The organism is Alicyclobacillus herbarius DSM 13609 (genome assembly GCF_000430585.1).
GTDB classification, from domain to species: Bacteria; Bacillota; Bacilli; order Alicyclobacillales; family Alicyclobacillaceae; genus Alicyclobacillus_G; species Alicyclobacillus_G herbarius.
The window spans coordinates 152,502-177,780 of sequence record NZ_AUMH01000004.1; the positions used below are offsets into that span (position 1 = coordinate 152,502).

At 59.4% G+C, this 25,279-nt stretch carries 27 protein-coding genes; 6 read left to right on the plus strand and 21 right to left on the minus strand.

Translation table 11 applies throughout. The features are described 5' to 3' along the window. Window positions 1-414 precede the first annotated feature (414 nt). Complete coding sequence (locus tag H522_RS0104285; RefSeq protein ID WP_026961356.1) at window positions 415-1,659, minus strand: aminopeptidase; 1,245 nt, start codon at window positions 1,657-1,659, stop codon at window positions 415-417. Between the two features lie 168 nt (window positions 1,660-1,827). On the opposite strand from H522_RS0104285, the gene H522_RS0104290 reads away from it, so the two are divergent. From H522_RS0104290 to gcvH, 5 genes are all read left to right on the plus strand, one after another. Further along, window positions 1,828-3,009: a Gfo/Idh/MocA family protein gene (locus H522_RS0104290; protein WP_026961357.1), complete on the plus strand. Its 1,182-nt coding sequence runs from the start codon at window positions 1,828-1,830 to the stop codon at window positions 3,007-3,009. Window positions 3,010-3,107: 98 nt separating this feature from the next. After that, complete coding sequence (locus H522_RS0104295) at window positions 3,108-3,518, plus strand: Fur family transcriptional regulator (protein WP_026961358.1); 411 nt, start codon at window positions 3,108-3,110, stop codon at window positions 3,516-3,518. Window positions 3,519-3,608: 90 nt separating this feature from the next. Beyond that, window positions 3,609-4,148, plus strand: coding sequence for a peroxiredoxin (locus tag H522_RS0104300; RefSeq protein WP_026961359.1), 540 nt, complete (start codon window positions 3,609-3,611; stop codon window positions 4,146-4,148). A gap of 246 nt (window positions 4,149-4,394) precedes the next feature. Further along, window positions 4,395-4,853, plus strand: a complete 459-nt coding sequence (locus tag H522_RS0104305) for a TlpA disulfide reductase family protein (protein WP_051343859.1) — start codon at window positions 4,395-4,397, stop codon at window positions 4,851-4,853. Between the two features lie 86 nt (window positions 4,854-4,939). After that, complete coding sequence (gene gcvH / locus H522_RS0104310) at window positions 4,940-5,323, plus strand: glycine cleavage system protein GcvH (RefSeq protein ID WP_026961361.1); 384 nt, start codon at window positions 4,940-4,942, stop codon at window positions 5,321-5,323. 73 nt (window positions 5,324-5,396) lie between these two features. Here gcvH and arsC read toward each other — a convergent pair whose 3' ends face one another. The 11 genes from arsC to H522_RS17550 form a co-directional block, all read right to left on the minus strand. After that, window positions 5,397-5,816, minus strand: a complete 420-nt coding sequence (arsC, locus tag H522_RS0104315) for an arsenate reductase (thioredoxin) (protein ID WP_026961362.1) — start codon at window positions 5,814-5,816, stop codon at window positions 5,397-5,399. 15 nt (window positions 5,817-5,831) lie between these two features. Then, entirely contained in the window at window positions 5,832-7,121 is a 1,290-nt protein-coding gene (locus H522_RS0104320) for an arsenic transporter (RefSeq protein ID WP_026961363.1), read from the minus strand. Between the two features lie 166 nt (window positions 7,122-7,287). Continuing rightward, window positions 7,288-7,413: a VOC family protein gene (locus H522_RS21405; protein WP_155836171.1), complete on the minus strand. Its 126-nt coding sequence runs from the start codon at window positions 7,411-7,413 to the stop codon at window positions 7,288-7,290. Continuing rightward, window positions 7,410-7,781 (minus strand): ArsR/SmtB family transcription factor, encoded by a 372-nt coding sequence (locus H522_RS17545; protein WP_051343861.1) that lies wholly within the window; start codon window positions 7,779-7,781, stop codon window positions 7,410-7,412. The genes H522_RS21405 and H522_RS17545 overlap by 4 nt, the downstream gene beginning before the upstream one ends. Before the next feature lie 501 nt (window positions 7,782-8,282). Further along, a complete protein-coding gene (locus tag H522_RS0104335) occupies window positions 8,283-8,681 on the minus strand; it encodes a VOC family protein (RefSeq protein ID WP_026961364.1) in 399 nt (132 codons plus the stop codon). A gap of 125 nt (window positions 8,682-8,806) precedes the next feature. Beyond that, window positions 8,807-9,571 (minus strand): phosphosulfolactate synthase, encoded by a 765-nt coding sequence (locus H522_RS0104340; protein WP_026961365.1) that lies wholly within the window; start codon window positions 9,569-9,571, stop codon window positions 8,807-8,809. Then, the gene (locus H522_RS0104345) at window positions 9,568-11,178 is read right to left on the minus strand and encodes an AMP-binding protein (protein ID WP_026961366.1); all 1,611 of its coding nucleotides are present in this window, start codon (window positions 11,176-11,178) and stop codon (window positions 9,568-9,570) included. The genes H522_RS0104340 and H522_RS0104345 overlap by 4 nt, the downstream gene beginning before the upstream one ends. 88 nt (window positions 11,179-11,266) lie before the next feature. After that, window positions 11,267-12,448 carry an acyltransferase gene (locus H522_RS0104350; RefSeq protein WP_026961367.1) on the minus strand — a complete coding sequence of 394 codons (1,182 nt, stop codon included), beginning with the start codon at window positions 12,446-12,448 and terminating at the stop codon, window positions 11,267-11,269. Window positions 12,449-12,480: 32 nt separating this feature from the next. Then, window positions 12,481-13,899, minus strand: a complete 1,419-nt coding sequence (locus H522_RS0104355) for an MFS transporter (RefSeq protein WP_051343863.1) — start codon at window positions 13,897-13,899, stop codon at window positions 12,481-12,483. Window positions 13,900-14,475: 576 nt separating this feature from the next. Then, window positions 14,476-15,327 (minus strand): NAD-dependent epimerase/dehydratase family protein, encoded by an 852-nt coding sequence (locus tag H522_RS0104360; RefSeq protein WP_026961369.1) that lies wholly within the window; start codon window positions 15,325-15,327, stop codon window positions 14,476-14,478. Window positions 15,328-15,536: 209 nt separating this feature from the next. Continuing rightward, window positions 15,537-16,361: a G1 family glutamic endopeptidase gene (locus tag H522_RS17550; protein WP_051343865.1), complete on the minus strand. Its 825-nt coding sequence runs from the start codon at window positions 16,359-16,361 to the stop codon at window positions 15,537-15,539. Between the two features lie 262 nt (window positions 16,362-16,623). On the opposite strand from H522_RS17550, the gene H522_RS0104370 reads away from it, so the two are divergent. Next, on the plus strand, window positions 16,624-17,142 hold the full coding sequence (locus H522_RS0104370) for a transcription repressor NadR (RefSeq protein ID WP_026961370.1): 519 nt from the start codon (window positions 16,624-16,626) through the stop codon (window positions 17,140-17,142). Window positions 17,143-17,193: 51 nt separating this feature from the next. Here the strand turns inward: H522_RS0104370 and H522_RS0104375 are convergent, their stop codons facing one another. The 9 genes from H522_RS0104375 to H522_RS20935 all read right to left on the minus strand — a co-directional run. Next, window positions 17,194-17,484, minus strand: coding sequence for a metal-sulfur cluster assembly factor (locus H522_RS0104375; protein WP_425386995.1), 291 nt, complete (start codon window positions 17,482-17,484; stop codon window positions 17,194-17,196). A 1-nt stretch (window position 17,485) separates the two neighbouring features. Continuing rightward, the gene (locus tag H522_RS0104380; protein ID WP_026961372.1) at window positions 17,486-18,901 is read right to left on the minus strand and encodes a hypothetical protein; all 1,416 of its coding nucleotides are present in this window, start codon (window positions 18,899-18,901) and stop codon (window positions 17,486-17,488) included. 3 nt (window positions 18,902-18,904) lie between these two features. Further along, window positions 18,905-19,396 (minus strand): DUF2249 domain-containing protein, encoded by a 492-nt coding sequence (locus H522_RS0104385; protein ID WP_035452512.1) that lies wholly within the window; start codon window positions 19,394-19,396, stop codon window positions 18,905-18,907. Between the two features lie 153 nt (window positions 19,397-19,549). Further along, window positions 19,550-20,545 (minus strand): formyltetrahydrofolate deformylase, encoded by a 996-nt coding sequence (gene purU, locus H522_RS17555; protein ID WP_081411863.1) that lies wholly within the window; start codon window positions 20,543-20,545, stop codon window positions 19,550-19,552. Window positions 20,546-20,698: 153 nt separating this feature from the next. Further along, a complete protein-coding gene (locus H522_RS17560) occupies window positions 20,699-22,024 on the minus strand; it encodes a glycosyltransferase (RefSeq protein WP_035452515.1) in 1,326 nt (441 codons plus the stop codon). Between the two features lie 37 nt (window positions 22,025-22,061). Beyond that, the gene (locus H522_RS0104400) at window positions 22,062-22,508 is read right to left on the minus strand and encodes a GtrA family protein (RefSeq protein WP_081411864.1); all 447 of its coding nucleotides are present in this window, start codon (window positions 22,506-22,508) and stop codon (window positions 22,062-22,064) included. 475 nt (window positions 22,509-22,983) lie between these two features. Beyond that, window positions 22,984-24,102 carry an MFS transporter gene (locus tag H522_RS0104405; RefSeq protein ID WP_155836173.1) on the minus strand — a complete coding sequence of 373 codons (1,119 nt, stop codon included), beginning with the start codon at window positions 24,100-24,102 and terminating at the stop codon, window positions 22,984-22,986. 32 nt (window positions 24,103-24,134) lie between these two features. After that, on the minus strand, window positions 24,135-24,944 hold the full coding sequence (locus H522_RS0104410) for an NAD(P)-dependent oxidoreductase (RefSeq protein WP_051343867.1): 810 nt from the start codon (window positions 24,942-24,944) through the stop codon (window positions 24,135-24,137). A 65-nt stretch (window positions 24,945-25,009) separates the two neighbouring features. Beyond that, the coding region (locus H522_RS20935) for a zinc ribbon domain-containing protein (RefSeq protein ID WP_155836175.1) at window positions 25,010-25,279 on the minus strand (270 nt) is incomplete at its 5' end.

A 25,279-nucleotide genomic window follows, 5' to 3' on the forward strand; every position in this document is an offset into this window, starting at 1 on the left:
GAAATAGATGAATGAAAAAATGAAAAGCGATGAGTCGGAGAGAAAGCACTGCCGCCTTCGCGGCTCGAGGGAAAATACAGGCCCACGGCGTGTTTTCTCGTCGGATTCCTTCACAGTGGTTAGATTCGGGATAGCCAGAGCGCCAAAAGATTCTATGGCCCGATTCGCATTCTCATCACCTCGATGAGACCACGATGGCTTAGACTTTAGCACTCATGACGGACGTCTGCTAACAAGTATACATAACCTGGTCACAAAGGTGCAAGCTCGACTTTCTCAGCATCCCCCAATAAGCCCCGCCGTCCCCGGATGCCGGCGGATGAGTAAACAAAGGGCGCGGCCCAGTGTCACTGTGCACCAAGCCGCGCCGTATCTTGCCATGCGAGAGGAATCGTAAAGCGTTACACCGAAGCGTTACACCGACTCGGTCCAGCGTCCGCCACGGAACAATGGAACCGTGCGGCCGTCCGCAGTCTCGGCGTCGATGTCAAGCTGGTCGGAGCCAATCATAAAGTCGACGTGCATCAAGCTCTCGTTCAAGCCGTACTCCGCCCACTGCTCCCGTGTAAGCGAATGCCCGCCTTCCACCAACGGGTACGCTTTCCCAATGGCCAGGTGACAAGAGGCGTTTTCATCAAAGAGGGTGTTGTAGAACAGCCGCCCGAGCTTGGATATCGGGGAGTCCACAGGAACTAAGGCGACCTCGCCTAGGTAGTGGCTGCCCTCATCCGCCTCGATGATGTCGCGCAAGGCTTCCTGCCCCTTCTTCGCCTTGTACTCGACAATCCGCCCGTTTTCAAAGCGCAGCTGAATGCCGTCAATCAGGTGTCCGTTATGGTTGAGCGGCATGGTGCTGGAGACCACGCCATCCACCCCGTCTTTTTGCGGCGCGGTGTACACTTCCTCGGTCGGCATGTTGGCAACAAACGCCACGCCCTCAGGTGTATGTTGCAGGGCCGCGGTGAAGTACGCCTTTTCGTGCAGGCGGATGGTCAAATCGGTGCCCGGGGCTTTGTAATGAAGCTTGCGAATGCCGAGGTTGTTCAGGTGCTGGCTGCGCCGCTTCAGGTTTTCGATATGCTGCTGCCAATCGGCAATCGGGTTATCCCCGCTGGCGCGAGCACAGAACAAAATGTCCCGCCACAGGGCCTCCAAGCGCTCTTCGCGCGGCAGCTCTGGATAGACCACATCCGCCCAATCCTGCGTGGGTGCGGATACCAGCGTCCAGCTGTACTCATCGTTGGTCCGCTTGTCGTTGAACGGCCGAAACACCGACGCCACGGCGCGGTTGGCGGTGGTGACACGGCTCGCATCGAGGCCCTCAAAAAGGTTCGGATTGGACGCAGGAATGGCGATGTAAGCAGCCCCTTCTTTAGCCAACTGCTCAATCCACTGCAGCTGCCAGCGGGCGCGCGCCTCCAAGGTTTCCAGAGAACCGCGGCGAATGGTTTCCCGCTGCCACCATTCATCGCCCCACTCCACATGAACGAACTTGGCCCCGGCGTCGTAACCCGCCTCCGTCAAAAGCCGAGCAAACTCGATGTGCTCAGGGAGAACTTGACGAATCCCGTAGCCAATCACCAAGTGTTGACCCGGCTGTAGGTTAACCCCCACACGTACGGCAAGATCGGCATATTTGCGCAACTGTTGTCTATCCACTGCGCGCTCATCTCCTTGAGTATGTATGGCTGCGAAGCGTCCTCCGCCGCCACCTTCAGGTTACCACTCGCCTCTTTCGATGTGCAAAGCATCCAGAGCCCGCTCCTTGTATTACAATGAATGGAGGAGATAGTCCTTGCGGAGTTGCTGGGAAAGGAGTGGCTGCCGATGTCGGTTCAAACTTCGTACCGCGTGGGCATCGCCGGCGCGGGAGCGTTCGCTGCCTTTCTGGCCCAATCACTCGCGCCGCTGACAAACTTCAAGCTGACGGCGGTCGCCGGTCGGACTGAAAAGAAGCGGCGTGCGGTCATCGAGACCTACCACGCCCACCGCGTGTCCGCGCCCTCTACGCGCGTTGCCGCCACGGAAGCCCCGCGTGAATACGAGGACGCGACGCAGTTGGTGGCGGACGCGGAGGTGGATGTTGTCATCGTGACCACCCCACCCCACCTTCATGCTCCGCTGACCGCTCTAGCCCTCGAGCGCGGGAAACACGTGTTGGTGGAAAAGCCGGGTGCTCTCTCTGCAAAGGCTCTGGACCAAAACGGACGCCTGGCGAAGAAAAACGGCCTCGCTCTGGCCGTCAACTTGGTGCAGCCGTTCAACCCGTTAGTTTGGGCCGTCGGCCAGCTCCTGCGGCTGGGCGTCCTCGGACGCCCGTGGCACGCAGAGTTGCACAACTCCGTGCATCGCGTGCCCGACGACAGCCACTGGTTCTGGTCATCCGAACAAAGCGGCGGCATCTTCGTCGAGCACGGCGTCCATTTCTTTGAGGTAGCGCGCCGGTGGTTTGGCGCAGCGGTACAGGCGGAGGGGCAATATCTTCTCGACGAGGCCGGACGCGCTTCCCGCGTGTTCGCGCATGCCGTGCATGAAAATCCCAAAGGTCAGCAGACAGTCGTGCAGTATTATCACGGGTTTACCCTGAATGAAGACATTCCCGAATCGACCGCTTGGCAGTTGCACATGGAAAAAGGCGTCATCACCGTGGAAGGCTGGATTCCCATGGAACTCCGGATTCGCGCCCGGCTTCGCAAAGCCGAAGCTGAGCTCTGTGATGTTCTACTGGACGCCGTGCCGATACAACCGACGAATCAATTCCTAACGAAATTGGCCAAGCTGAACCTATCGCCCACGCCCACGCAGGCTGACGCGGAAACCATCCCGTATGTCCGATGCGTCCGACTAGCAAATCGCCAAGGGTGGTATGAAGCCATGGTCCAGGCGCGCTGGCTCGACTTTTGTGCGATGGTCGAAGACCCGAACTGGAGCGGGTACGTTGCCGTGACGGACGCCGTAGCCGACCTCACCTTGGCCCTGGCCTGCACCCCGTCTGAGGCCTGGGCATAAGCGCCGCTGGTCGCCCCCCCGTGCCGCGTCCGCCCTTGAGCGGATAGGATAGGTCGTGTACGATAAAACTATGATTATGGATATTGGAGGAATCATCTGTGCAATCACTCAACATGACTGCTCCACGCCGAGCTGTTTTGGAGGTGATCCGGCAGTCCAGGGAACACCCGACCGCAAACGATATTATGGATATCTTGGCCCGACGCGGCGAGCGGTACGCCTACGCAACCATATACAATTCCCTGCGCTACCTGGCGGATCACGGTTTGATTAAGGAATTGAACATTGGCAACGGCATCACCCGCTACGACGGACGAATGGAGGAGCATCAGCACGTGGTGTGTTCTCGGTGCGGCGCGATTGCAGAGGCCGACGTCGACATTCCGGCCGAGTTGGTGCAGCAGATTGAGGCGGAAACAGGGTACAAAGTCCACTCCCTGAACGTCCACTTGACCGGCTTGTGCCCGGCCTGCCGCGAGAAGGAGCAAAGCGGACAAGGTCGAGACTAGACATTCCTCTTGTCGGTATGATATACTCGCCTTGTGAATTTAGACTAAGTCTAAATCGCAAATCAAAATCGATTTGGAGGTTGACGCGATATGCCACTTGTAGGAAATCCAGCGCCCGACTTCGATATGCTCTCGACGAAAAACCTCAAGACCCTCGATGAACGGGTCAAGTTGTCCGATTACCGTGGAAAATGGCTGGTTCTCTTCTTCTACCCGGCCGACTTCACGTTCGTCTGCCCAACCGAAATCATCGCGATGAACGAACGGCTGCAGGAGTTCAAGGACCTGGACGCCGAAGTGCTGGGTGTCAGCTGCGACAGCGTGCACAGCCATAAAGCCTGGATTGAGACGCCGCGGGACAAGAACGGGCTGGGCGGTATTGACTATCCGCTGGCTGCCGATTTCACGAAGGAAGTGGCGCGCAAGTACGACGTCCTGGTGGAGTCGGAAGGCCAGGCGCTGCGCGGACTGTTTATTATCGATCCGGAGGGTATCCTGCGCTACCAGGTCGTCCACGATATGAACATCGGCCGCAGCGTGGATGAGACCCTGCGGGTACTGGAGGCCCTGCAGGCGGGCGGCATGTGCCCGGCCAACTGGAAACCGGGCGACAAACTACTCGAAGTTTGACGAGAAGTTCGGTCTGCACCGGCCGCGCGGTTTGCGCTTGAACATGCATATGGACCGCCGGCGGGCATGCACTCGCTCGCCGGCTGGCTGATAGCCGCCCGGCCGAATAGCTCACGACCCCCGACGTCCGGGTTCTGTCCGGGCGTCGTTCACCATAGATTCAGGACCAGAGAAGTCGAATACATACGCGCGTGCGCGTATGGGCAACGTGACGGTGCAACTTGAATCTCAGGGAGGTTAATCCACATGCCAATGCGTTTGGGTACCCCGATGCCGAGTTTAGACGGTGCCACAGAGTGGTTGAACAGCGACGGACAGCCACGCGTCGAGCCGGGGAAAGTCACGCTCATCCACTTTTTCGCCGTCTCCTGCCACATCTGCCACGAAACGATGAATGACGTGGTGGCGATACGCAACCGCTACAAAGACCAGGGACTGCAGACCATCGCCATTCACATGCCGCGCCAGCAGGAGGATGTGGACAAAGACAAGGTCCTGCGGGACATCGACGAATATCACATCGAGCAGCCGGTGGGGCTGGACCATCGCATGGAAATCGCCGAGCGTTTTGAAAACCAGTACGTACCAGCGTTCTTTGTCTTTGGCGAGGACGGTACGCTCAAGTTCCGCGCCGCAGGGGATAAAGGATTCCAGAAGGTCGAACCGAAAATCCGCGAGGCCTTGGGGCTGCCGGCGGAAGGTTGATTGGGCCCCTAGGACCGGCGGTGCCCCCGAGTGGGGGCCAAAGCCCTGCCCGGTGTCCGCAGGCAGCCAAACGAGGAGGGAGAACCATGTCCAATCCATCCGATAGGAAGTACCATCCAGAACACACGTGGGCCAAGGTCGAAGGCGAACTGGCCCGTATCGGTATCACCGATTTTGCCCAGGAACAGCTGGGCGACATCGTGTTTGTCGACTTGCCGTCGAAGGGCGGCCGGCTCACCCAGGGCGAGAGCTTCGGCACCGTCGAGTCCGCAAAAACCGTCTCCGACCTGATTGCGCCGGTCAGCGGCGAGGTGGTCGAGGTCAACAGCGCCCTGGACGACGACCCGGAAACCGTGAACGAATCTCCGTACGAAAACGGCTGGATGGTTGTGGTCCGGATCGACAACCCCGGCGAGTTGGACGACCTATTGTCAGCCGACGCCTACGAGCAGGTCATCGAGGACGAGTAGTATCCCAAGAAATTTGAGGCTGTAAGCCCCGTCCTGCTCCAAAAGTGGGCGGGGATTTCCGCATTGGTCCAAGTCACTCGATTTCCTGTAGGAAGGCTTCAATTTTGTCGCGTATCGCATCCCGCACCTCGCGGAATTTGGCCTGAATCTCCGCCTCTGTCCCGGTTGCCTTTGCCGGGTCCTCAAACCCCCAATGCAGGCGCTTCACATGCGCGGGCGTCCTGGGACACCTATCGTTTGCATCTCCGCACAACGTAATCACGTAGTCAGCCTGATTCAGCAGGTCCGGATCAATCAATTTTGATTGGTGATGCGAAATGTCGATTCCAACCTCTTGCATGGCAGCTACGGCCCTGGGATTGAGCCCATGGGCCTCCACGCCTGCACTGTGTACCTTAATCTTGTCGCCACCAAGATAACGCGCCCATCCTTCTGCCATCTGGCTACGGCAGGAATTTCCGGTACAAAGGAAGTACACCCGTTGTTTCGTCATTGTGAGCCCTCCTTGTTAGTACACAAGCAAAGTCCACAAGTATAACCCGGACAGCGTGATGAACAGCGTCGGAACGGTTAGGACGATCCCGGTCGTGAAGTATCGGCCCCAGCTGATGGAAATCCCCTTCTTGCCGAGTACGTGCAACCACAGCAGGGTCGCTAGGGAGCCGATGGGGGTGATTTTGGGACCGAGATCGCATCCTATGACGTTTGCGTAGACTAGGGAGTGGTACATCACTCCGGTTACGCCCGTAGCGTGAATGGCCAGCGCGTCAATCATCACGGTCGGCATGTTATTCATGACACTGGATAGAATCGCAGCGATGAACCCAGTGGCCACCGTGGCGACAAACGGACCAGCGTGTGTCGTCGTGAGGACCGCATGTCCGAGGAGATTGGTCAATCCGGCGTTGCGCAGCCCGTATACCACGACATACATCCCAATCGAGAACACGACGATGGCCCACGGAGCCTCTCGAATCACTCGCCCGGGCTGAATCACCCGCGTGCGTGCGCCAGCCCCCAGGAACACGATGGCGATGAGGCCTGCGACCGAAGATACAGAGATGTGCAGCAGCTCTGTGAGAATGTAACCGACTAAGAGTACCGCAAGGATGATCCACGATGCCTTGAACATCCCGTGATGTACAATGGCACTGCCTGGCTCCGGCAAATCACTTGGGTTATACCTTTCTGGGATGTCACGCCGGAAAAAGAGGTACAGGACAAGCATGCTGGCACCCAGAGAGAACAGGTCCGGCACAATCATGTGGACAAGGTAACTCAGAAATCCGATATGAAAATAGTCAGCCGACACGATGTTCACCAGGTTGCTGACGACAAGCGGCAGGGACGTGGTGTCCGCGATAAATCCGCTCGCCATAATAAACGGGAGCATCTTCTTGGTATCGAATTTCAGGAGCTTGATTTTTTCAAGAACGATGGGCGTCAAAATGAGCGCCGCGCCGTCGTTGGCGAAGAAGGCAGAGACGATGGACCCGAGCAAAGTCACGTAGAGGAACACCTTTCGTCCATCGCCGTCTGCAGCACGTGCCATCCTCAAGGCCGCCCATTCAAAAAAACCGATCTTATCAAGGATGGTGGAAATGATAATGATGGCAACGAATGCAAACGTCGCGTCCCAAACGATTTTGGTAACCGCCAGCACATCCTGAAACGAGACCACATGAAAAATGAGTGCAAGCACGGCGCCACCGAGCGCGCTCCAGCCAATGGATAAGCCTTTCGGCTGCCAAATCACAAAGACCAATGTGACGACAAACAACGCGACCGCTAAATAAATCGCTGTCTCTCCTTAGTGGGCGGACCTTCGCGGGCGTCGGCAACGAGATCGACGCCCTTTTCCATTTCGTCGATGTTAACTTACACAACACGCAGTGGATTCGGCTGGCGTACGGCACGCTCCAGACAGTCCGCCACACGCGACTTGTGCGCCAGATTCTTTACGGTCAACCTCCTGTTGGAGGACGACGAAGACTTCCCACCGGATCGAGTCCGAAAAAGGTGCGGTAGAAGGTAAGCGACCGTTCAAAGTCGCGCACATTGATAGCCACGTGGGGTTTCAAGGCGGTCATGGGCAACATCCTCCTTGTGCATTGACACCGTAATTCTCAGCCTCGCCGTTCCCAGAAGGGTACAACTCCACTCTCAGGGCATGGATCAATTCTTCGATGGCGTCCGGATTCGGAAAGTAGCAAGTCCACGGGCCTCGCACTTCCTTGCGAATGAGGCCCACCTTCTCCAGTGCTTTCAGGTGGTGTGAAACCGTGGGCTGTGAGAGGCCTGTAACCGCGACCACGTCCGCGACACAACAGCCATTCTCATAGGCTTCAATCCGGTCACAGCAAGTACCAATGGCTCCCTTCGCCATAATTCGCAGGATGGTGAAGCGGCTCTTGTTGGCGAGCGCATTTAGCCGAGCGAGCACAGTTTCCGTATTCATATTCACCTCCATCGATATCGATGTTCGTGAATATCGTATCGTGAGTATGTGGGGGTGTCAAGGTGAAATTCCCGTATGCGCGGCATTTTAGAGGAAAACAAACGCATTCACGTTTTTGTTCTGATGGTTGATGTCGCTTTGTCAAAAAATCCTCCGAGAACAGGTCCAACGATTGCGCTAACGAATCCCAAGCATCGTCGGAATTCTTTAGGTAAGCGGACCGCTTGGCTCTGACTACTCTGGAAAAGCTTTGCTCGTTCCATGTGAATCACCTCCGCAGGCCACTGCCTGGCCAGGACAGGGACCGATTGTCCTCACGATAAATATTCGCCAGCCGCTGGGCGCATCGTCCACATCGGCGTGCGAGCCATGTATATCCCTCATCCGGTCCGCGGCGTGCATCCACAGTCCCCTATCTGCCATGTCGAAGACGGCAATCCATTCTGCCCCCATTATACTGGATGGGGTGCAACTGGGGGTGTGCATACAATCCGCCTGGTCTCAGTACATCATCCGCTCATCCAGGTAGTACTTGAACTCCAGCAGGTTGTTGGACGGATCAATCAGAAAGAACGTCTCATGTTCCTCCACCAAGCCTTCGAAACGTCTGGAAGGGGGCTGGAAAAACGGTAGTTCCCGCATTTTCGCCAGGCGGAGCAAGTTATCAAACTCACGCTTGTCCGAAAACGTGATACCAAAATGGCGGGGATACATCTTGGGATTGCGGTCCCAGGCGTCGGAAAGGTGACACACTACCTGATCACCGAAAAAGTCGAGGGTGATGCGGTCGTCATAACGCCGGGCCAATTTGCAGCCTAGACCCTTGACATAAAACTCGTACGCCTCATCCAAGTCACGGCAAGGAATCGCCAGGTGAAACACGTTATTCGCGTTGCGCATGGAGAACCTCCTTTGTCAGCAGCCGTCGGAAATTGCCGGGTAACGCCAAGCGATGGTCAAGGCAGACGGGCCGGCCGAAGGAATGCCGGCCACGGGTAGGCGACCAAAGGCACCGCACACTTCCATCAGGAAAACCGCAATAAGGTGTCCGAACGCAGACCCAGACGCAGCGTCTCCAGCGCGACAGCATCATCAAAAGCCACATTGGCCAGGTTCACGTTGGCGCCGAACGAGTGAATGAAGTAGGTCTGCAAGGTTTTGTTCGGCGCCTCAAACACCACCCGGTCGAGGTCGATGCCTGAGTCAGCAATCTCTTCAATCAATCCGTAGCGGACCTCGCCGTTGCTGCGGCAGATGCCGCTGGTGCCACTCTCTCGCGCCTCTGTGATGACCTTGGCGGCGCCGGCAGCCAAGTCCTCCTGGATGTACGCAATCCAGCGCGCCGGTGAGAGGCGAATGGACTTCTCCCCGTCCTTGTAGCCAACCTCGCTGAAGACCGTAAACTCGTCGGAAAACTCCCGGATATAACGGGCCTTGTCCCTGTTCGACAGGTCAATGGTCCCATTGGAAATCTCGACGTAGCGGCACCCGTAGCGGTGCAAATAGCGCCGGTAGTCCGCCAATTTTCCCTGATGGAGGTGCTTTTCAAACAGCGTCCCACCGAAGAACCAGCCAATCTCGTGTTCATCCAGCGTGCGGATCTTCTCGGTCAGGTGCTTGGTGATGACGGATGTACCCCAACCAAATTTGACAAAGTCGATGAACCCGTCAAAGCTCTCGATGACGTCCTGAAAGTGGCGAAAAGGTACACCATTATCAATCAATATGGTGAGCCCGCGCGAGCGGGGTTTTCTCGCCCGCTCCGGCAGCGTCAGTGCGGCCGTATTCACGGCATGGACCTCCTCTCTTTGGCCACCGGAACCCGCATCGTCTCCATCAACTCCTGCTTCAGTCGCGTCCGCTGCACCTTCCCCGTTGGGCCGACCGGAATCGTGTCGACAAACCGGATTTCCGCCGGCCACTTGTAGCGCGACAACGAAGACTGGCAGAGCTCAAGGATTTCGCTTGCAACCCGCTCTCGTTCGGATGGGGCGGCATCGGTCACGACACACGCCGTCACCCTTTCTCCGTACAGGCGATCCGGCAGGCCGATGACGCCGACCTGGCGCACTCGCGGGTGTTCCCGAATGACGTCCTCGACCTCATACGGGCTGACCTTCTCCCCCGCACGGTTAATCATCTCTTTCTTGCGGCCTGTGAGGTACACGTAGCCATCCTCGTCCTGGTAGCCGAGGTCACCCGTGTGGAACCAGCCGCCGGCAAAGTCTTTCGGGCTGTCCAGACCCTCGTACGCCTCAATCACGCTGGCCCCGCGGATGACGATTTCCCCTGTTTGCCCTGGAGGCAAGGGGCGATTCGCCTCATCCACCACCTGCAGTTCCAGCCCCACCGGCCTCCCGACCGATCCCAGTCGCCGCTCTCCGGGCGGTAAGGGATTGACGCAGATTTGGCTGGCGGCTTCGGTCATTCCGTAGGACTGGATGATGGGGATGCCAAACTCCCGCTCAAACCGCTTCGCGTCCAGCACCGGCAGCGGAGCGGAGGCGGACCGGACGAAGCGCAGGCTGTCCGGAATCCGCTCGGGGCGCGGCTTTTTCAACAGAATCGCGATGATGGTTGGAACCGCCGACACCCAGGTCACCCCAAACTCCTCCACCGTCGGCCAGAACGAGGACGCGCTGAACCGGGGGGCAAGGATGATGCGCCCGCCGGAGAGCAGGGTCGATAGAAAAGCGATGACCTGCGCGTTGATGTGAAACATCGGCAGGAAGCAGTAGGTCACGTCATCCTGGGTTAAACGGTGCGAGAGGATGACGTTGTTCGCGGTGGCCAACAGGTGCCGGTGGCGCAAAGCGACCGCCTTCGGGGCGCCCGTGGTGCCCGAGGTGTAGAGCAGCACCCCCTGTGCCTCGTCGGATACGGCGGAAACTGGCGCGAGGACCCCGGTGTTCGCAGCCTTCGGGGCCTGGTCCACCGGCAGCGGGGCTTCCACCCATCGTCCGCCGTCTTGCTTGACCAACCGTCGCGAAGGCTGTGGATCGGCCACATCATCAGTCAGCCAGACCTGCTCAAGGCTGTCCGGAACACCCCCCCTCTCCCCAAGCACTTGCCACTGTTCAGGCCGGAGCACCGCAGCCGCCGCCTGACACCGCTCGAAGAACACCGTAAGCTCCGCCACAGGCATCTCCGGGTTGCAGGGAGCCGCCACAGCGCCGAGGCGAATGAGGGCCAACCAGGTCACGGCAAACAGCGTAGAATTCGGCACCCCCAGCACGACCCGCTGCCCGGGCTTTACGCCAGCGGCGGCCAGCTGCACAGCCAACCGCTCGGCTTCCTGAAACACCTCACGCCGTGTGTGCCAGCGACCGGCAAAGTGGAGGCACGGGCTTTCCCCAGGGAACGGCGCGGCAAACAAACGTTCAATCAACTGGGACATCACTTTGGACTCCTTTCGCATTCTCCCGATGGTACGGCTCTCAATCACGATGGGCAGGTGCTCATCACCCACAGCGCTGACGGCGCCGTCAGGCGCTCGGCGAAACGGTGTTCGCCGCCTCGGGCTTGCGCACCGGCCACTTCACTTTGCGGCCGACACAGTACGCCAAATACGGCACCTTGCCTATCAGGTAGGCGACCAGCATGCCAGAGAAGTACACAAACAAAACCGCAAACGGGACCGATCCGTACGTCACCCAGCTCGGGGTGTGCAAATGCGGCACGATGTGCCACAAAAGGTCAAGCGGGAACGGCTGAAACAAGAAGATCCCGAACGAGGTCGACGAGGCGAGCATCACAAACCGGCTAAACGGCTGCCAGCCTGGCCGCGTGCGCCGCTCTGCCCAGGCCATGCCCAACTGCCACATGTTGAGCGTGACAATCAAAGCGTACGGAGCCATAAGCGGGGTCTCGGCCAACTCCGCCCGCGAATCTGAATAACCGAGGACAAACCGTTCAAAGAAGTACTGCGCCCACATCGCCAGCACGCCGATAACCAACAGCCAGCGCAACAGCGCCACATGCGATTTGACGTACGCCTTCACGCGTTCATAGTGACAAGCCAGAATTCCGCCCGCCACGAACCAGAACTGGTATGTTAAGACGAAGGTGCCATAGCGGGCTGTGATACGCGCAATTAGGTACGGCCACTGATGCTGGTAGTCGATGTTGGGCAACCAATAGTGGTAGAACGCCGTCAGCGCCAACTGAAAGACAAAGCTGCCGATGAAGATGTGCACATGCCAACGCTCCAGTTTCCGCAGGCCGTAAAGAAGAATCGGGAAGACGATGTAAAATTGAATGGACACCAGCACGTAGTAAACATAGCCCTGGTCTCCGACTTTGAGCGAATGCCCGAGCTTCGCCAGAAAGGCCTCGAAACCGTGGCCGTAGTTGTGAGCATAGAGAATATAGGCGATATTCCAGACCACGTACGGCACCGCAATCAGGGTCAGCCGTTTCCACCAAAACTTCAGGGTGCTGAACGGCCTGTGGTAGTACGTGATAAACAACACCAACCCGGTGATAAACATGAACGATTCGCGCGTAAAGTGCATCGACGAGTGCACCGCACCGACCGATAAAAACGGAGCGGTCCAATCGGTCAGGCGCGACATGTAAATCGTGACGGTGTGCACTGACAAGACGCCGAGCATGATAAACGCGCGCATCAGGTCGATTTCATACAAGTGAACCTTCTTTTGCGCCAAAACCTGCGACCTCCTTGCACGCGAAACCGCCTCTAGTGCACCAAGCGTGCCTCCACCTGCTCCAGCGTGAGCGCCTTGGTCTCCGGCGCCAGCACCAACTCAATCACCAATGCCGCGAAGGCCACGCCAGCGACGATGTAAAACCCGACGGCCATCCCGGCCGACTGTAAGATCACGGGCATCACGTACGATCCGACCACACCGCCGAAAAACCGCCCCAAAGTCTCCACGGTTGCGGCGCCGGTCGTCCGCAGGTGGGTTGGGTACTGTTCCGCGTAAGACATCTTCAACGCGGGGAACGCCCCGGTGCCAAACAAGGACATCACGCAGGCAAACACCACCATCCCCACCGGCGAACTGGCGAGCCCGAAGAAGAGCGATGCTATCCCGGCCACACCCATGAACAGGACGTACACCCACTTGCGCCCCAGGCGCTCCGCCAGCCACCCGTTGATCAGCTTGCCGGGGATGGCCGCGGCCGTGATAATGGCGGTAAACTCAAGCGAGTGGGCAAACGACAGTCCCTGTGAAACAAATAAGGTGGGCATGTAGGTCATGACGATGTAGAACATAAAGAATGTCCCCACCGCCGCCGCCGCGCGTGCCACCGTGCGCCGCAGGAAGGGCGGCCGCCAGGGTGCCAGAATCCCGGCCGCATTCGACGCGGGGACCGCTTTTGCCGGCACTTCTTCGTCCTTATCCTCCGCCAACGGGACCGGACTGGGCAGCGGCCGGCCGGTAAGGCGTTGAACCCGTTCCTCAATCGACTGCATCAACGCCTCCGCTTCCGCAAGCCGACCCTTGCGCGCCAGCCAGCGCGGGGATTCCGGCAAAAAGCGGTGAATCACATACGCGTACAGAATCGGCAATGCCGATACGGCAAAAAACACACGCCATGACAGCGCTAGGTCGAAACGCGGCAAAATTACGAGGCCCAGGAGTGGCGCGATGAAATACCCGACCGATAAGCAGGCGTCCAACAGGCCGTTGAACCAGGCTCGCCGCGTGCTCGGCACAAACTCGCTGACAATCGCGTACGGCAGTGGAAACACCGCACCCATCCCGAAGCCAGACAGAAACCGAAACAGCAGCAGCACCCCGTAGTTGGGGCTGAACGCGCAAAGCAGCGTAAACAGGCTGTACTCGATGATGCCCCAAACCAGCATCTGTTTGCGGCCGAACTTGTCCGCTAAAAAGCCAGCCGGTATCAGGCCGAGCACGATGCCAAAGGTGGACGCCGCCGTCAACACCCCGACCTGGCCCGCCGTCAAGTGCATCACTTGTTTAAGCGGATCGAGCGCAACCCCGAGAGATCCGATGCTCAGCGACTCGATGAACCACGCCAGACCGGCCAAAAGCACGACCATGCCCGTGAACCGTGTCATCGGCAGCCGCTCCATCCGTTCCGGGATGTGACCGTGTCCACGCGCACATGAAAATTTGGAGATCATGACAAACAACCCTCCTGCTGTAGAGTCACCCCATGAATGGCCTGTCAAGCCTTTGGTTGGTTACCCCCGCTGGACGGCATAAACAGTCCGTGTTTATGTCTCTCTTCACCTGTCTCTTCGACAATGGATAACCCCAAATCCATAGCAAAGATACTTTTATTCTACCAACCGAGATTCCGCGAGTGATGGATGCTATGTGGACATTGTGGAGAAAATGTTGAGATTTTGTGGAGGAGCCACCCGGAAAAGCGCGCATTTCGCCCGAGATGGTACTGAAGCAGGTGTTCCAGTTTCGTCCTGTGTATCAAGGGACGACAAGCACGATACTGAGGGGGAGCCTAACGGCGAGCGCCTTATATCCCGAGAGCTAAAGCTCTGGGTCTGCCGCGCATATTGATAAAAACCCTGCTCGATACGATCGACGTAACCCGTGAATCCTTTAATATCCTCACCCGTTGTCCTCTGGAAAGTGTAATGGTCTATTACCTCCTACGCGCACCCTGTACAAATCAGCCCGCAGCCGAGTTTCCGCTGCGGGCCATGCAAGCACACGCCGTGAGATGCGCCACTCACAGACTATGCGTTCACGTATGTACGCCACCGGTGCACCGGCTGCCAACCGAGGAGTTGTTTGGCGCGACGGTTGTCCAACAACGTCTCATACCCATCCAGAGGCGCCCGAAAATCGGATACGTCCGGGTAGCTCACCGCCAACAGCTCGCGGCTTGGGATGTCCATGCTCGTCTCGTCCGCGGCAATGTTCAAGCGAACACAACCCAGACCCTCCGCTTCTACCGCCAGCCTGTAGGCAGTCGCCGCGTCGCGGGTGTCAATGTAACTCCAGAGAATCCGCTCGCGCTCGCGCGGGTTCCGGATGAATGAGGGAAAGTTGGCGTACATTTCCGGGGAAATCACATTGCCCAAACGGAAGGAGACAATCTGCATCCCGGTCCGACGGTGAAACATATCGGCCGTCTGTTCGTTGACCACCTTCGACAACCCATAGCTGTCCTGGGGCAGCTGTGGGTGGTCTTCGTCCACAGGCACGTACTGCGGGGAAAACGGGTGTAAAGCGAAGACGAGACCATACGAAGATTCGCTGGAAGTAATGACGGCCTTCTGGATACCCAGGTAAGACGCGGCCGCCAGAACATTATAGGTAGAAAGGACATTGTTGCGAAACGTAAACTCATTCGGCCGCAGGCCCGCCGCCGGAATCGCCGCCAGGTGAACCAATGCGTCCGCCCCTTCGAGGACGTCAACCGCGTCTCCCAGCTGCGCCAGATCCGCAATAATTGTCCGACAGAGGGCCTCCTTCGGGTGCCGCGTGTCGATGTTGACCACATCATATCCGTGTTCCAGAAACTCGCGAATCACCCACGGCCCTAACAGACCGCTGCCACCCGTGACGACGACGCGCTTTGCCATGACGACCACTCCCCAAAACCGAATTGATGACGTGTTGTGACATCAACCAATTCTAGCAAAACTCCATCCAAGTTTGCTAGTGGCAGCCCACAATTCGCAGGGCTGACGCCCGGCTGACCTAGCCACAACAGAGGCCCGACCGCCACCTCGCCGTTGCAGAAACCCCGTCGCCAGACCTGGCCAAGAAGGCCAAGTCTGGCGATATTGTCTTACGCTCCAGGTGGCGACGGCGACTGGCTGCCGTAGGCTATCGTGAATGCATCCCCGGTCTTTGCGGGTACCGACGGTACCGCCACAACCTCTCCCCCCTGTACCATCGCGCCCGCGTTGGCGGGCTGGAGGCGAACTGGGGAACCATTGACGCTGCAGCCGGTAAAGGTCACCGACCCAAAGTCAGCCAAAGTTGCCAACTGGCCGTCGACCTCTGGCGCCTCCTCAATCCATTCGGCGGACATCAAGGGGCCGTCGTACGATAAATTGGAACGGACAAACACCCAGCCCTGGCTTTGATTCCACAGCGAGATGCGCCAGCGCCCGTCCTCCTGGCGGGTAATGGTAGCCGTCATCTGGTCACCCGGCTGCACGGGGTACGCAGCGGGCGGAATCACCGTCTCCGGACTGGGGAGAATTTCCCACCAGGCGTAGTACTGAGCCTGCCCTGCGATGACGTTCTGGGCCGTGCCCACCTGAATCAACTGGGTATCGGTAAACCCGTCAATGCCAATCCAGGTGGCCGAGTACGTATCCGGTGCCCATCCGGTCTCGCATCCGAGCCACAGACACAGCCAGCGCAGCAGACGCTGCCACCATCCGCCCCCGCCGGAGCCGGGTTCCCCCGCACCCGATGCCTTCACCTCGGGCACGCTCCAGTTGCCGACAATCGATGTAAAACTCCCGCTGTCGCCGGAAATCGCGTAGCCAGACCAATTCTGCGAGGTCCATCCGTAGTCGCTGCTGGTTGCTGCGTGCGTCACCTCGTCCAGCGGACGCCGGGCGCCTGTGCGGACATGGGTCAACGGAACACCCTGCCGCATAACCTTGTCCCCCCTTTCCAGACCGACTTGTCTTCAACCTATGCGCAGGCGGCGCAAGCGCGTGGACAGGCATCTAGGGCAGGGACCTTGCGGAAGAAAAGAGGGAACGCTGTGCTACAATACAGGTGCGGTGCTTACCGGAGAAATCGGTGTTGGAGAGATCCATGTTTTTGAGAAGAGGCACGCGTGCAACTCGTCTGCTGCCAGCAGGGGATGTCGGGGAAAGAATCACAGAAGGGCGTATAAGGAGAGGAAAGTTCGGATGGGAGAACGACAAGACCGCCAGGCGCAAATTGTCCAGATTCTCCGAGACAGCCGACGACCGGTGACCGGATCGGACCTGGCCAGCATGTTGGGCGTGACGCGCCAAGTCGTAGTGCATGAGATTGCATTGCTACGGGCGCAGGGTCAGGAAATCGTATCGACTCCGCGCGGGTACTTCCTCGAATCGCGCCTGGGGCGGCCGATGCGCCACGTCTTAGCGGTCAACCACCCGCCGGAATTGACGCGGGCTGAGCTATTCACGCTGGTCGACTATGGCATTCGGGTCGTCGACGTGCTCGTCGAACACCCCCTGTACGGGGAACTGCGCGGGTCGCTCAGGTTGTCTTCACGCCGCGATGTCGAATTGTTCCTACGCCAGGTTGAAGAGTCTGGGGCGACACTGCTGTCGAGTTTGACGGACGGTCACCACCTGCACACGGTGGAATGTGAGGATGAAAGCCTGCTGACGGAAGCGATTGCCGAACTGCGCAGGCAAGGCATTGAGGTGCATGAATGAGGGCGTCCGCCGCGGTTCCCGTCAGACGCCCATCGCCGACCTGGGAGGTCCTTAGAAGAACAGTTGCGAGCGCGCTTCCTCGGACATCCTTTCTGGAGACCAGGGTGGATCCCAAACTACATCGACCTTGACCAGTCCGACCCCAAACACCTGCGCCGCAGCCCATTCCACGGCATCCCGCAGCGTCTCGTGCGCCGGACATCCCGGCGTCGTCATGGTCATTTCGATGTGAAGCGTCCCTTCTTCCGGTTCCTCTAATTTATAGATAAGCCCCAAGTCCACAACGTTGATGCCTATCTCCGGATCATACACTTGCTTTAACTGCTCCCGCACCTCGTCCAAGTTAATCACGGCCAGTCAACTCCTTTACCACTTGACTCGGATGGATGACTCGCAGCATCTGGTAGACAAACACGAGCACCGCACACGCCAACAAGAGACACCCCACAACCGTAGAGGCCCCAAACGGTACGGTCAATCCGGCCGTGACCAACACGAGCCCGAGCGCAGCGCCCGCAAGCACCCAACGAGACAGGCGTAAGTTGATGAGGTCTGCGATTAACGGCGTCTTGCGGGGGACGCTGGCCGGAAGGCGTCCGCCGCTGGTCGACTTACCCGTGGCGGCCGTTGGGTCTTGGCCTGCGGCCGGCTTAGCGGCTGCCGAACCTACGGTCGGCTTTTTGCGCGCGGCGCGAGCGCTGTAACGCTCGGTCCAAATGAGAAAGGGAATGATTTTGTACGCATAGCCCATGATGGTCAACGCGATCCACCCGAGCAGGTACAGACTGGCCGCCCCTTCCCAGCCTGGGATGCCGCGGCGCCACGCCAATTGCAAAAGCAACAGGCCAATCGCCAACAAAGCCGCAAACCCAGCTGCGGTTACGCCTTGAATCGGCGACTCCAGGCGTTTACGCATGCGGTGCTTTAAGATGCCTCGCACATCCAACAGGTGGTTGACGAAAGCCGCCAGGCCAGCCACTGCGCCCAACCACAAGCACACGGTACGCCCCGACCAGATGCCCGCGCCCAACAGCCAAATCGCCAAATGGGCCAACCCGAGCGTCCACTTCTGCCGCCACGTGGGGAACCCGTGGGCCAAGGTAAACATCGGCAGGAGCTTGAAGCTAAAGCCCATGATGAGGAACGTGAAGAACCCGCCAACAAACAACAAGATGTGGGTCGCCAAAAGTTTCAGCCCAAACGGGGACAGCGGCGTCCACGTGTAGGCAACGATGCGCAGCCAAGCTGCTGTGACGGCGAGAATCAAGTAGGCGTGGGCGGATAACACAAACCCTTGCATGACGCCCCGCACCTTTGTGCCCGCCAAAGTCGCCAGCATGATGCCCCCGTACACGTATAACGCTACCAGGGCGCCGGCGCCGCCCAACAGCATCCCCATCTGCGAGTGCCCCGCCATCGAGCCAATCAACACCGCGATGCTCGCGGTGTAGAGCCAGAAGTTCGCGCGCGCCAGCCGCTCGCCACGGATGGAGATCAAAAACGCCACCGTCGACAGTTGATACACCGCCCCCATGACAAACGCCAACAAGGAGGCCAGGGTCAGCAGGTGGGTTAACGCAGGGCCGCCGCCCGCAAACGGACCGGCCGTCGCCAGGTGCAGCGATTGGGCGGCCAGGTCAAGGGCGAATGCCAGAAACCCGCAGACGCCCAACAGCATGTAGCGGATGGGCAGCGTGAAGGGCGGGGATTGGGCCGTATTCACCCCTTGCAGAGGGGGTACCGCAGCCACGGTGGACATGGCTTACGCCTCCCCGTCGGCCGGCCGGCGAATCTGAATCCGCACCGTACCTTCCGCAAGATCCGAGTCGTCAATCGTAAAGGCAAACCCGCGATCCTCCAGTTCCGGCAACAGGAACACCGGCACCCGCTCGTTCCAGATTTCCAACCCCAGTGTCCCTTCCTGACACGCCGCCTGGTTGTCGAGAAACTCAAGCGTGCGGATCATCGGTTGCGGTGGCTCAAGGCCCCGGTTGTCGAGATGGAACCAAGGAAACTCGTCCTCCGTACGGTAGAACTGCACCACGTAGTGCTCGTGCTCCAGTTGGACCACCGCGGCCCTGTAGCCCTGTTTACCCAACACCCGAATCAGGGGATCCGGACGGAAAGTGGCGTGCAGTTCAAACACGTCCTCTGCGCCCAGCTCGGAGACCGTGCCCATAATCTTTTGAAACGGCTCCTGTTTATTGCGGAGCATCTCGCGGACATCCAGTTCGACAATTCGTCGATTCGACATCAATGTATCCCCCTCAGTCCCCCGGCCGGATGCCGTGGGCACCGAATACCTGGCTTCATCGTATCTCCGCTCAGAGCAAATTGCTGTGAGCCAAATCATACCGGGATGCCCACGACAGGCCGCGCATTTTCTTCGAGTCGGGACCAAAGGGGATTAACGAAAGACGATGGTTTTATTCCCGTGCAGCAGGATACGGTCTTCCAGATGCCACTGCACCGCCCGCGCCAATACGGTGCGCTCGATGTGACGACCGATGCGTTTGAGGTCGTCCGCGTTCATCCGGTGATCCACCCGCTCGACGTCCTGTTCGATTATTGGACCTTCATCCAATTCTTCGGTGACGTAGTGGGCGGTGGCGCCAATCAGCTTCACGCCACGGTCATACGCCCGCTGATACGGGTTGCGGCCGATGAAGGCGGGCAGGAACGAGTGGTGGATGTTGATGATGCGCCCTGGCCAGGCCTGGACAAACTGGGGTGAAAGGATCTGCATGTAACGAGCCAAGACGACGACATCGGCGCCGTGCTCGCTCAGCACCTCCTGGGCCTTTGCCTCCGCCTCCGCTTTCGTCTCACGGCTGACCGGAATATGATAAAACGGGATCTCGTACTGATGGGCCACCTCGGCTGCGTCCGGGTGATTGCTGACAATGGCGCGAATATCGGCGAACAGCTCGCCCATCTGCCAGCGCCACAGCAGTTCGGTCAGACAGTGCAGCTCGCGCGAGACAAAGATTACCATGCGCTTCGGCACCGCGGCCAGCGCGACCTCCCATTGCATGTTGAATCGATTCGCCACCTCGACAAAACGCGCCTTAAGACCCGCCAACTCCTCGGCAATCCCCGGCTTGTCAAACTCCACGCGCAGGAAGAACCGGCCCGCGTCCGGGTGCGTACTGTATTGATCCGATTGGACAATGTTCGCCCCTTCAGCAAACAAAAACTGGGATACGGCAGCCACAATCCCCGGCTTGTCCGGACAGACGATGCGCAGCCGCGCCCGCTCCGCAAGCCCCTGCTGGCCGAGCCGAACTGCACCCTTCGGCTGGGCTGCGGTCGATTCCGAAGCCGCTCCCGTCTGCCCAGCCAAGGCACCCGCAGGCGCCAAAAACGGTAGAAATGATACGGAATGATGAATACGAGACAACATCTTGAACATACTCCTTTATTTACGTGCCCAGAAAGGGGGGTAGGCACAACAACCTTGACTTCCTCCCCATGGCTAAAGCCGAGGTAGCCTTGGTTTATATAATACACATCCGCAAATTCGAGAAGCAACGCACATCCTGTACATTTCGAACGCTTACGCCTGTCGAACAAACGGCCGTCCTTTCCACATATCACGGCCGCCAAACCAGAAGCGCCGTGCCGAATCCACCGTCATTGCCGTATAAAGGAAAGCGGCGAGCGGCAGCAAGGGCGCAAACGCGCATGATACCCCATACCAGCGCAGCATCGGGCAAAACGATACGCTTATCAACAGCGTCGCGGATGCGGCCAGCACCAATGCCCAAACGGCCTGCCCTGGGCCGCCCCCTCCGGCCCCCACCTCAAGCGCTGCAACCAACAGGCTCACCGGCGCCAAAAGGTACAAAAACACCATCCCGCATACCGTCCCCAACAGCAAGAGCCCGGAATAACGCAGCTGGACAAAGGCCGAGCGAGCGACCATACGCCAGATGTCCCGCAGTCGCGGATACGCTCGCAAACTCAGCACGTCCGGCCCTAGCCCCAGCCAAATCCGTCCGCCGCGACGCTTGACGTAACGGGCCAGGGCGCAGTCGTCAATCAAGGCCCCGCGGATGGGTTCAAGCCCCGCCTCGGCCAGGCAGGCCCGCCGCACCAAAATACAGCCCCCCGCCGCGGCGGCCGTGCGTGCATCGGGATTGTTGACACGCCGAAACGGATACAGCTTCGCGAAAAACAGCACGAATGCCGGAATGAGCAGCTTCTCCCAAAAGGTGTCCGCGCGCAGGCGTACCATGCGCGAGACCAAATCCAGCTTGTCCATCCGCGCCTTGTCAACCAACGCGCGCACGGAAGCTTCGGGATGCCAGATGTCCGCATCGGTGAACAAAAGGAACGTGTCCTGGGGTGTTGAGGCCAAAAACCCCTGCTGCATCGCCCAGACCTTTCCCGCCCAACCTTTCGGCAGTCGATCCGCTCGCAAAATGGTCAACCGTGTCGACCTTCCGCACGCCGCGGCGGCCTCCATCGCTACCTTGGCCGTCCCGTCTTCGCTTTGGTCGTCGACGAGCAGCACACGTAACGGCCCCGGGTAATCCTGCTGCAGCAAAGCGGGCAGTGACCTGGGCAGGATGTCGGCCTCATTGCGGGCTGGGACGATGACACAAACCGGGGGATAGTCTTCCGCGGGGCGGCCTTCTGCGGGGGAATCTGCCGCACGATAGTGTGTCGCACGATAGTCTGCCACAGGATATGCTGCTGCGGAATCGTCTGCGAAAGAGTCGTCCGCCACGGCCCTTGGTGCACTCCTAGGGCTCGCACGCCCGGACGAATTGTTCTGTGACGGCAACTCTACGTCCGCCCGCCAATAGCCGCCGTGCGCGAGCAAGAGATACAGCCATGCAACCAGTACCAAAGTGAGCACCCAGACCCAGACGCTCAACCTTTTTACCCCCTGCCGATTTTCCGCCGACCTCGCGTCACTGTGCCGAACGGCCGCGAAACACCCACCACTTGCTGCCGATGAAATTGAGCAGCGAGGCGGCGAAAGAGATGGTGACTTTGATGTCCAAGAGCGGCCACGCGTCTTGTTGTAACACCCATAAAAGCCCTTCGGACACTCCGTAGGAGACGCCGTTCATCGCGATAAACCGAAAAAGTTCGAGCGCGTTGGGCAGATTGCGGCGACGAAAAGTCAAATACCGATTCCATAGATAACTATTGCAAATGCTGCAAGTATAGGAAATTCCTTGGGCACTGGGGGCATGCCAGTGACCGATGCGGACCAGTGCGAAAAAGGTGCCCATATCGACCGCAGTGTTCAGCGCTCCGACAAATCCAAACCGCAGCGATTGGCTGATGGTCATCTTACGGCCGTCGTTCCTCGTTGTTCTTTCTCTTCCCATCGAGCGACCGATACCGTTCATGTCGTGTTGGCGACCCCTTCCACTTAAGTCCCCCAGTGCGGCCTGTTCTGTCTCTCATCAGACCCGCTCTCGCCATGCCGTCCGGCGTGGTCGCCCTCGGCTGGCCGAGCCGCCGTCAACCCCTCTTGCAACTATGATACGATATCCCAAGCGCGCAAGATACCGAAGCTTGTCGAGGATTTCTTCGAAAGCCTGTAAAATCTGATGCCGCGCACTTGTTGGGAAGTTGCCAGGGGAACCACAGGAAAAGGTATGGTGGTCCCCACCGGCGGAGGCGACCCGCCTGCGGCCCAGGCAACGCGGCCCGCGAGGCCAAATACGGCCGCCGAACACACAACCGCGACCGCCCACTTGCCGGCAACCGCCATCCGGTAGTGTACGTCCTTTCAACAAGATGAAATTAGGAACCATGACAACAAGCCTACATCGGCGGTGAGGCAGCAGCCGGCTTACCGAGTCGGTCGTCGATGCTCCGTCAAAGTAGGCGCAGGTAGCCATAGGTGGCGGCAAACAAGGCCGTCGAGACGCATAGAGCCAGCCACAACTGCCCATGATTTAGCAGCCAACCGCCGCAGGCTGAGGCGACGGCGTTGCCGAGCGTGTTGGCAAACACGCGCAGCCCAAACATTTGGCCGTGCTCTGTAGGCGGCGTCCGCTCCAAGAACATCGCGTCCACCACCGGGCCCGGTGCCGAGGCAAAGGCGGATCGCAACAAGTACAGTACGGCAAAGGGGACTGCTCCCCCTGCCCCGGCCAGCCCCAGACTGCTGACACCCGCCACCGCCATGGTGGCAGCCACCACCCGCTCCCGTCGCCAGCGCTCTACCGCTCGGCTGACGAGATAGGACGTCGCCGAGACGGAGAACGTCCCGGCCGCGGAGATGACGGCGACCCAGACGTCACCGAGGGCAAACCGCTGCTTCAACACAAGCGTGGCAAACGGCGTGAAAATCCCGACTGCCGCCCCGAGGCCAAACGAGTAAACGGACATCCGGGCCAGCCGCAGGGACGGCCGACGCAGCGCCTTGTCCGCCTTGGCGTCCGGCGCCTTGACCCAGACGCGGATACAGGGCGCCGCCAGCGCCAACGCAGCACCAATGAGCACTGTCACCGGGTACCCGACGCGCGCGCCCAACACCCCGCCCAACACCATACCGGCGCCAATCGCCGCCATGTATAAGGCTACAAAACGGCTCAGCACCGCCGCTTTGTTACCGCGCGGGGTGAGCGAACTGAGCACCACGTTCTCGGTAGCCATGAGCAGGCCTGCTGCCGCCCCAGCCACAGTGGATGCAGCCAGCCAAGGCACAAACCCACCCCAAAAGCCAAGCAACAGGTAGCCAATCCCTATGCCCAGCGTGGCCGCCTTCCAAACGCGAGACACCCCGAACCAGTCCGTGATGGAGCCAAGCACAAACGCGGCCACGCCGCCTGCGAACGAATTGACACCAAAGAGAAGGCCAATCTGGGCATCCGACATGCCGCCATGCGCGAACAAAAACGGTTGCGCGTACGTGACCAACCCGATGCCCGTGCTGAGCAAGACTTCCGACTCAAAGTACAAAGCCAGCGGACTCATCCATCGCTTCAACAAATGTTCCGTTTCCCTTCCTCCAAACCCCGACCTTACTTTTGCAGCGCCTGAATGACGGCCGCCATGTCCACATCCGCCAACCCGGCGGCAAACGCGTCGTCGTACGCGGACAATGCCGCCCGAATCGACGCCCCGCGCTGCTTCAGGTCACGCAGGTAGGCGTCCATCAGGCGCAGGTCCTTGCGCATGTGTTTGAGCGCAAACGCCGCCGGGTAATCATTCGCCGCCCACAGCGGCCGCTTCATCGCCAGGATGCCCGACCACATGCCCGTCTCCGATAGCACCTCGAGGAATGCCTGCCGCCCGAGGCCCGCCGCCTCGGCCGCCACCAGGCACTCGCCGGCCGCTTCCACCACGACGCCCAGGTACGCGTTGACCAACAGTTTCATCGCCGCCCCGCTGCCCACCGGGCCGAAGTGAAAGGCCCGCTTGGCAAGGGCCGCAAACACCGGCTGCATGCGGGAAAACGCCTCCGTGCTCCCGCCGGCCAGCACCACTAGCTGCCCCTGTTCCGCCGGTCGGACAGACCCCGATACGGGAGCGTCCATCAGTTCCAGCCCGGCCTCCGCCAGCTGCTCGGCGATGCTTTGTGTTTCGTCGACACCAATGGTGCTTTGGTTGACGATGAGCGTGCCTCTGGGTACCGCGCTCACCACCCCATCCGGGCCAAACAGCACCTGCCGCACCGCCTCTGCGTCTGAGACCATCAGTATGACCACGTCGCACCCGTCGACCGCCTCCTGGATGGATCCGCAGAGGCGACCGCCGCCGAGGTCCACGTCCTTCGGTGTGCGGTTGTACGCCCGTACGTCAAACCCGGCGCGGACCAGGTTGCGCGCCATCGGGACCCGTTCTGCGATTCATAGACAAATATCCACTCGTCGCTTCCTGCTTCGATGAGCCATGACTAGCGGCGTGTCGCCGCCCCGCCAGAGGACTCTCCACAGGCGTGAATTCCCACGGAACTCGCGGTACTGAACTTCAAAAGATTCCGAGCCGCATTCACGTCACGGTCGTGGTGCGTGTTGCACGTTGGACACGTCCATTCGCGCACCGAAAGCGGCAACTCGTCCAACACATGCCCGCATACGGAGCATGTCTTACTGCTCGCGTAAAAGCGCGGCACGACCGTCAGCGTTGATCCATACCATGCGCACTTGTACGCGAGCATTCGGCG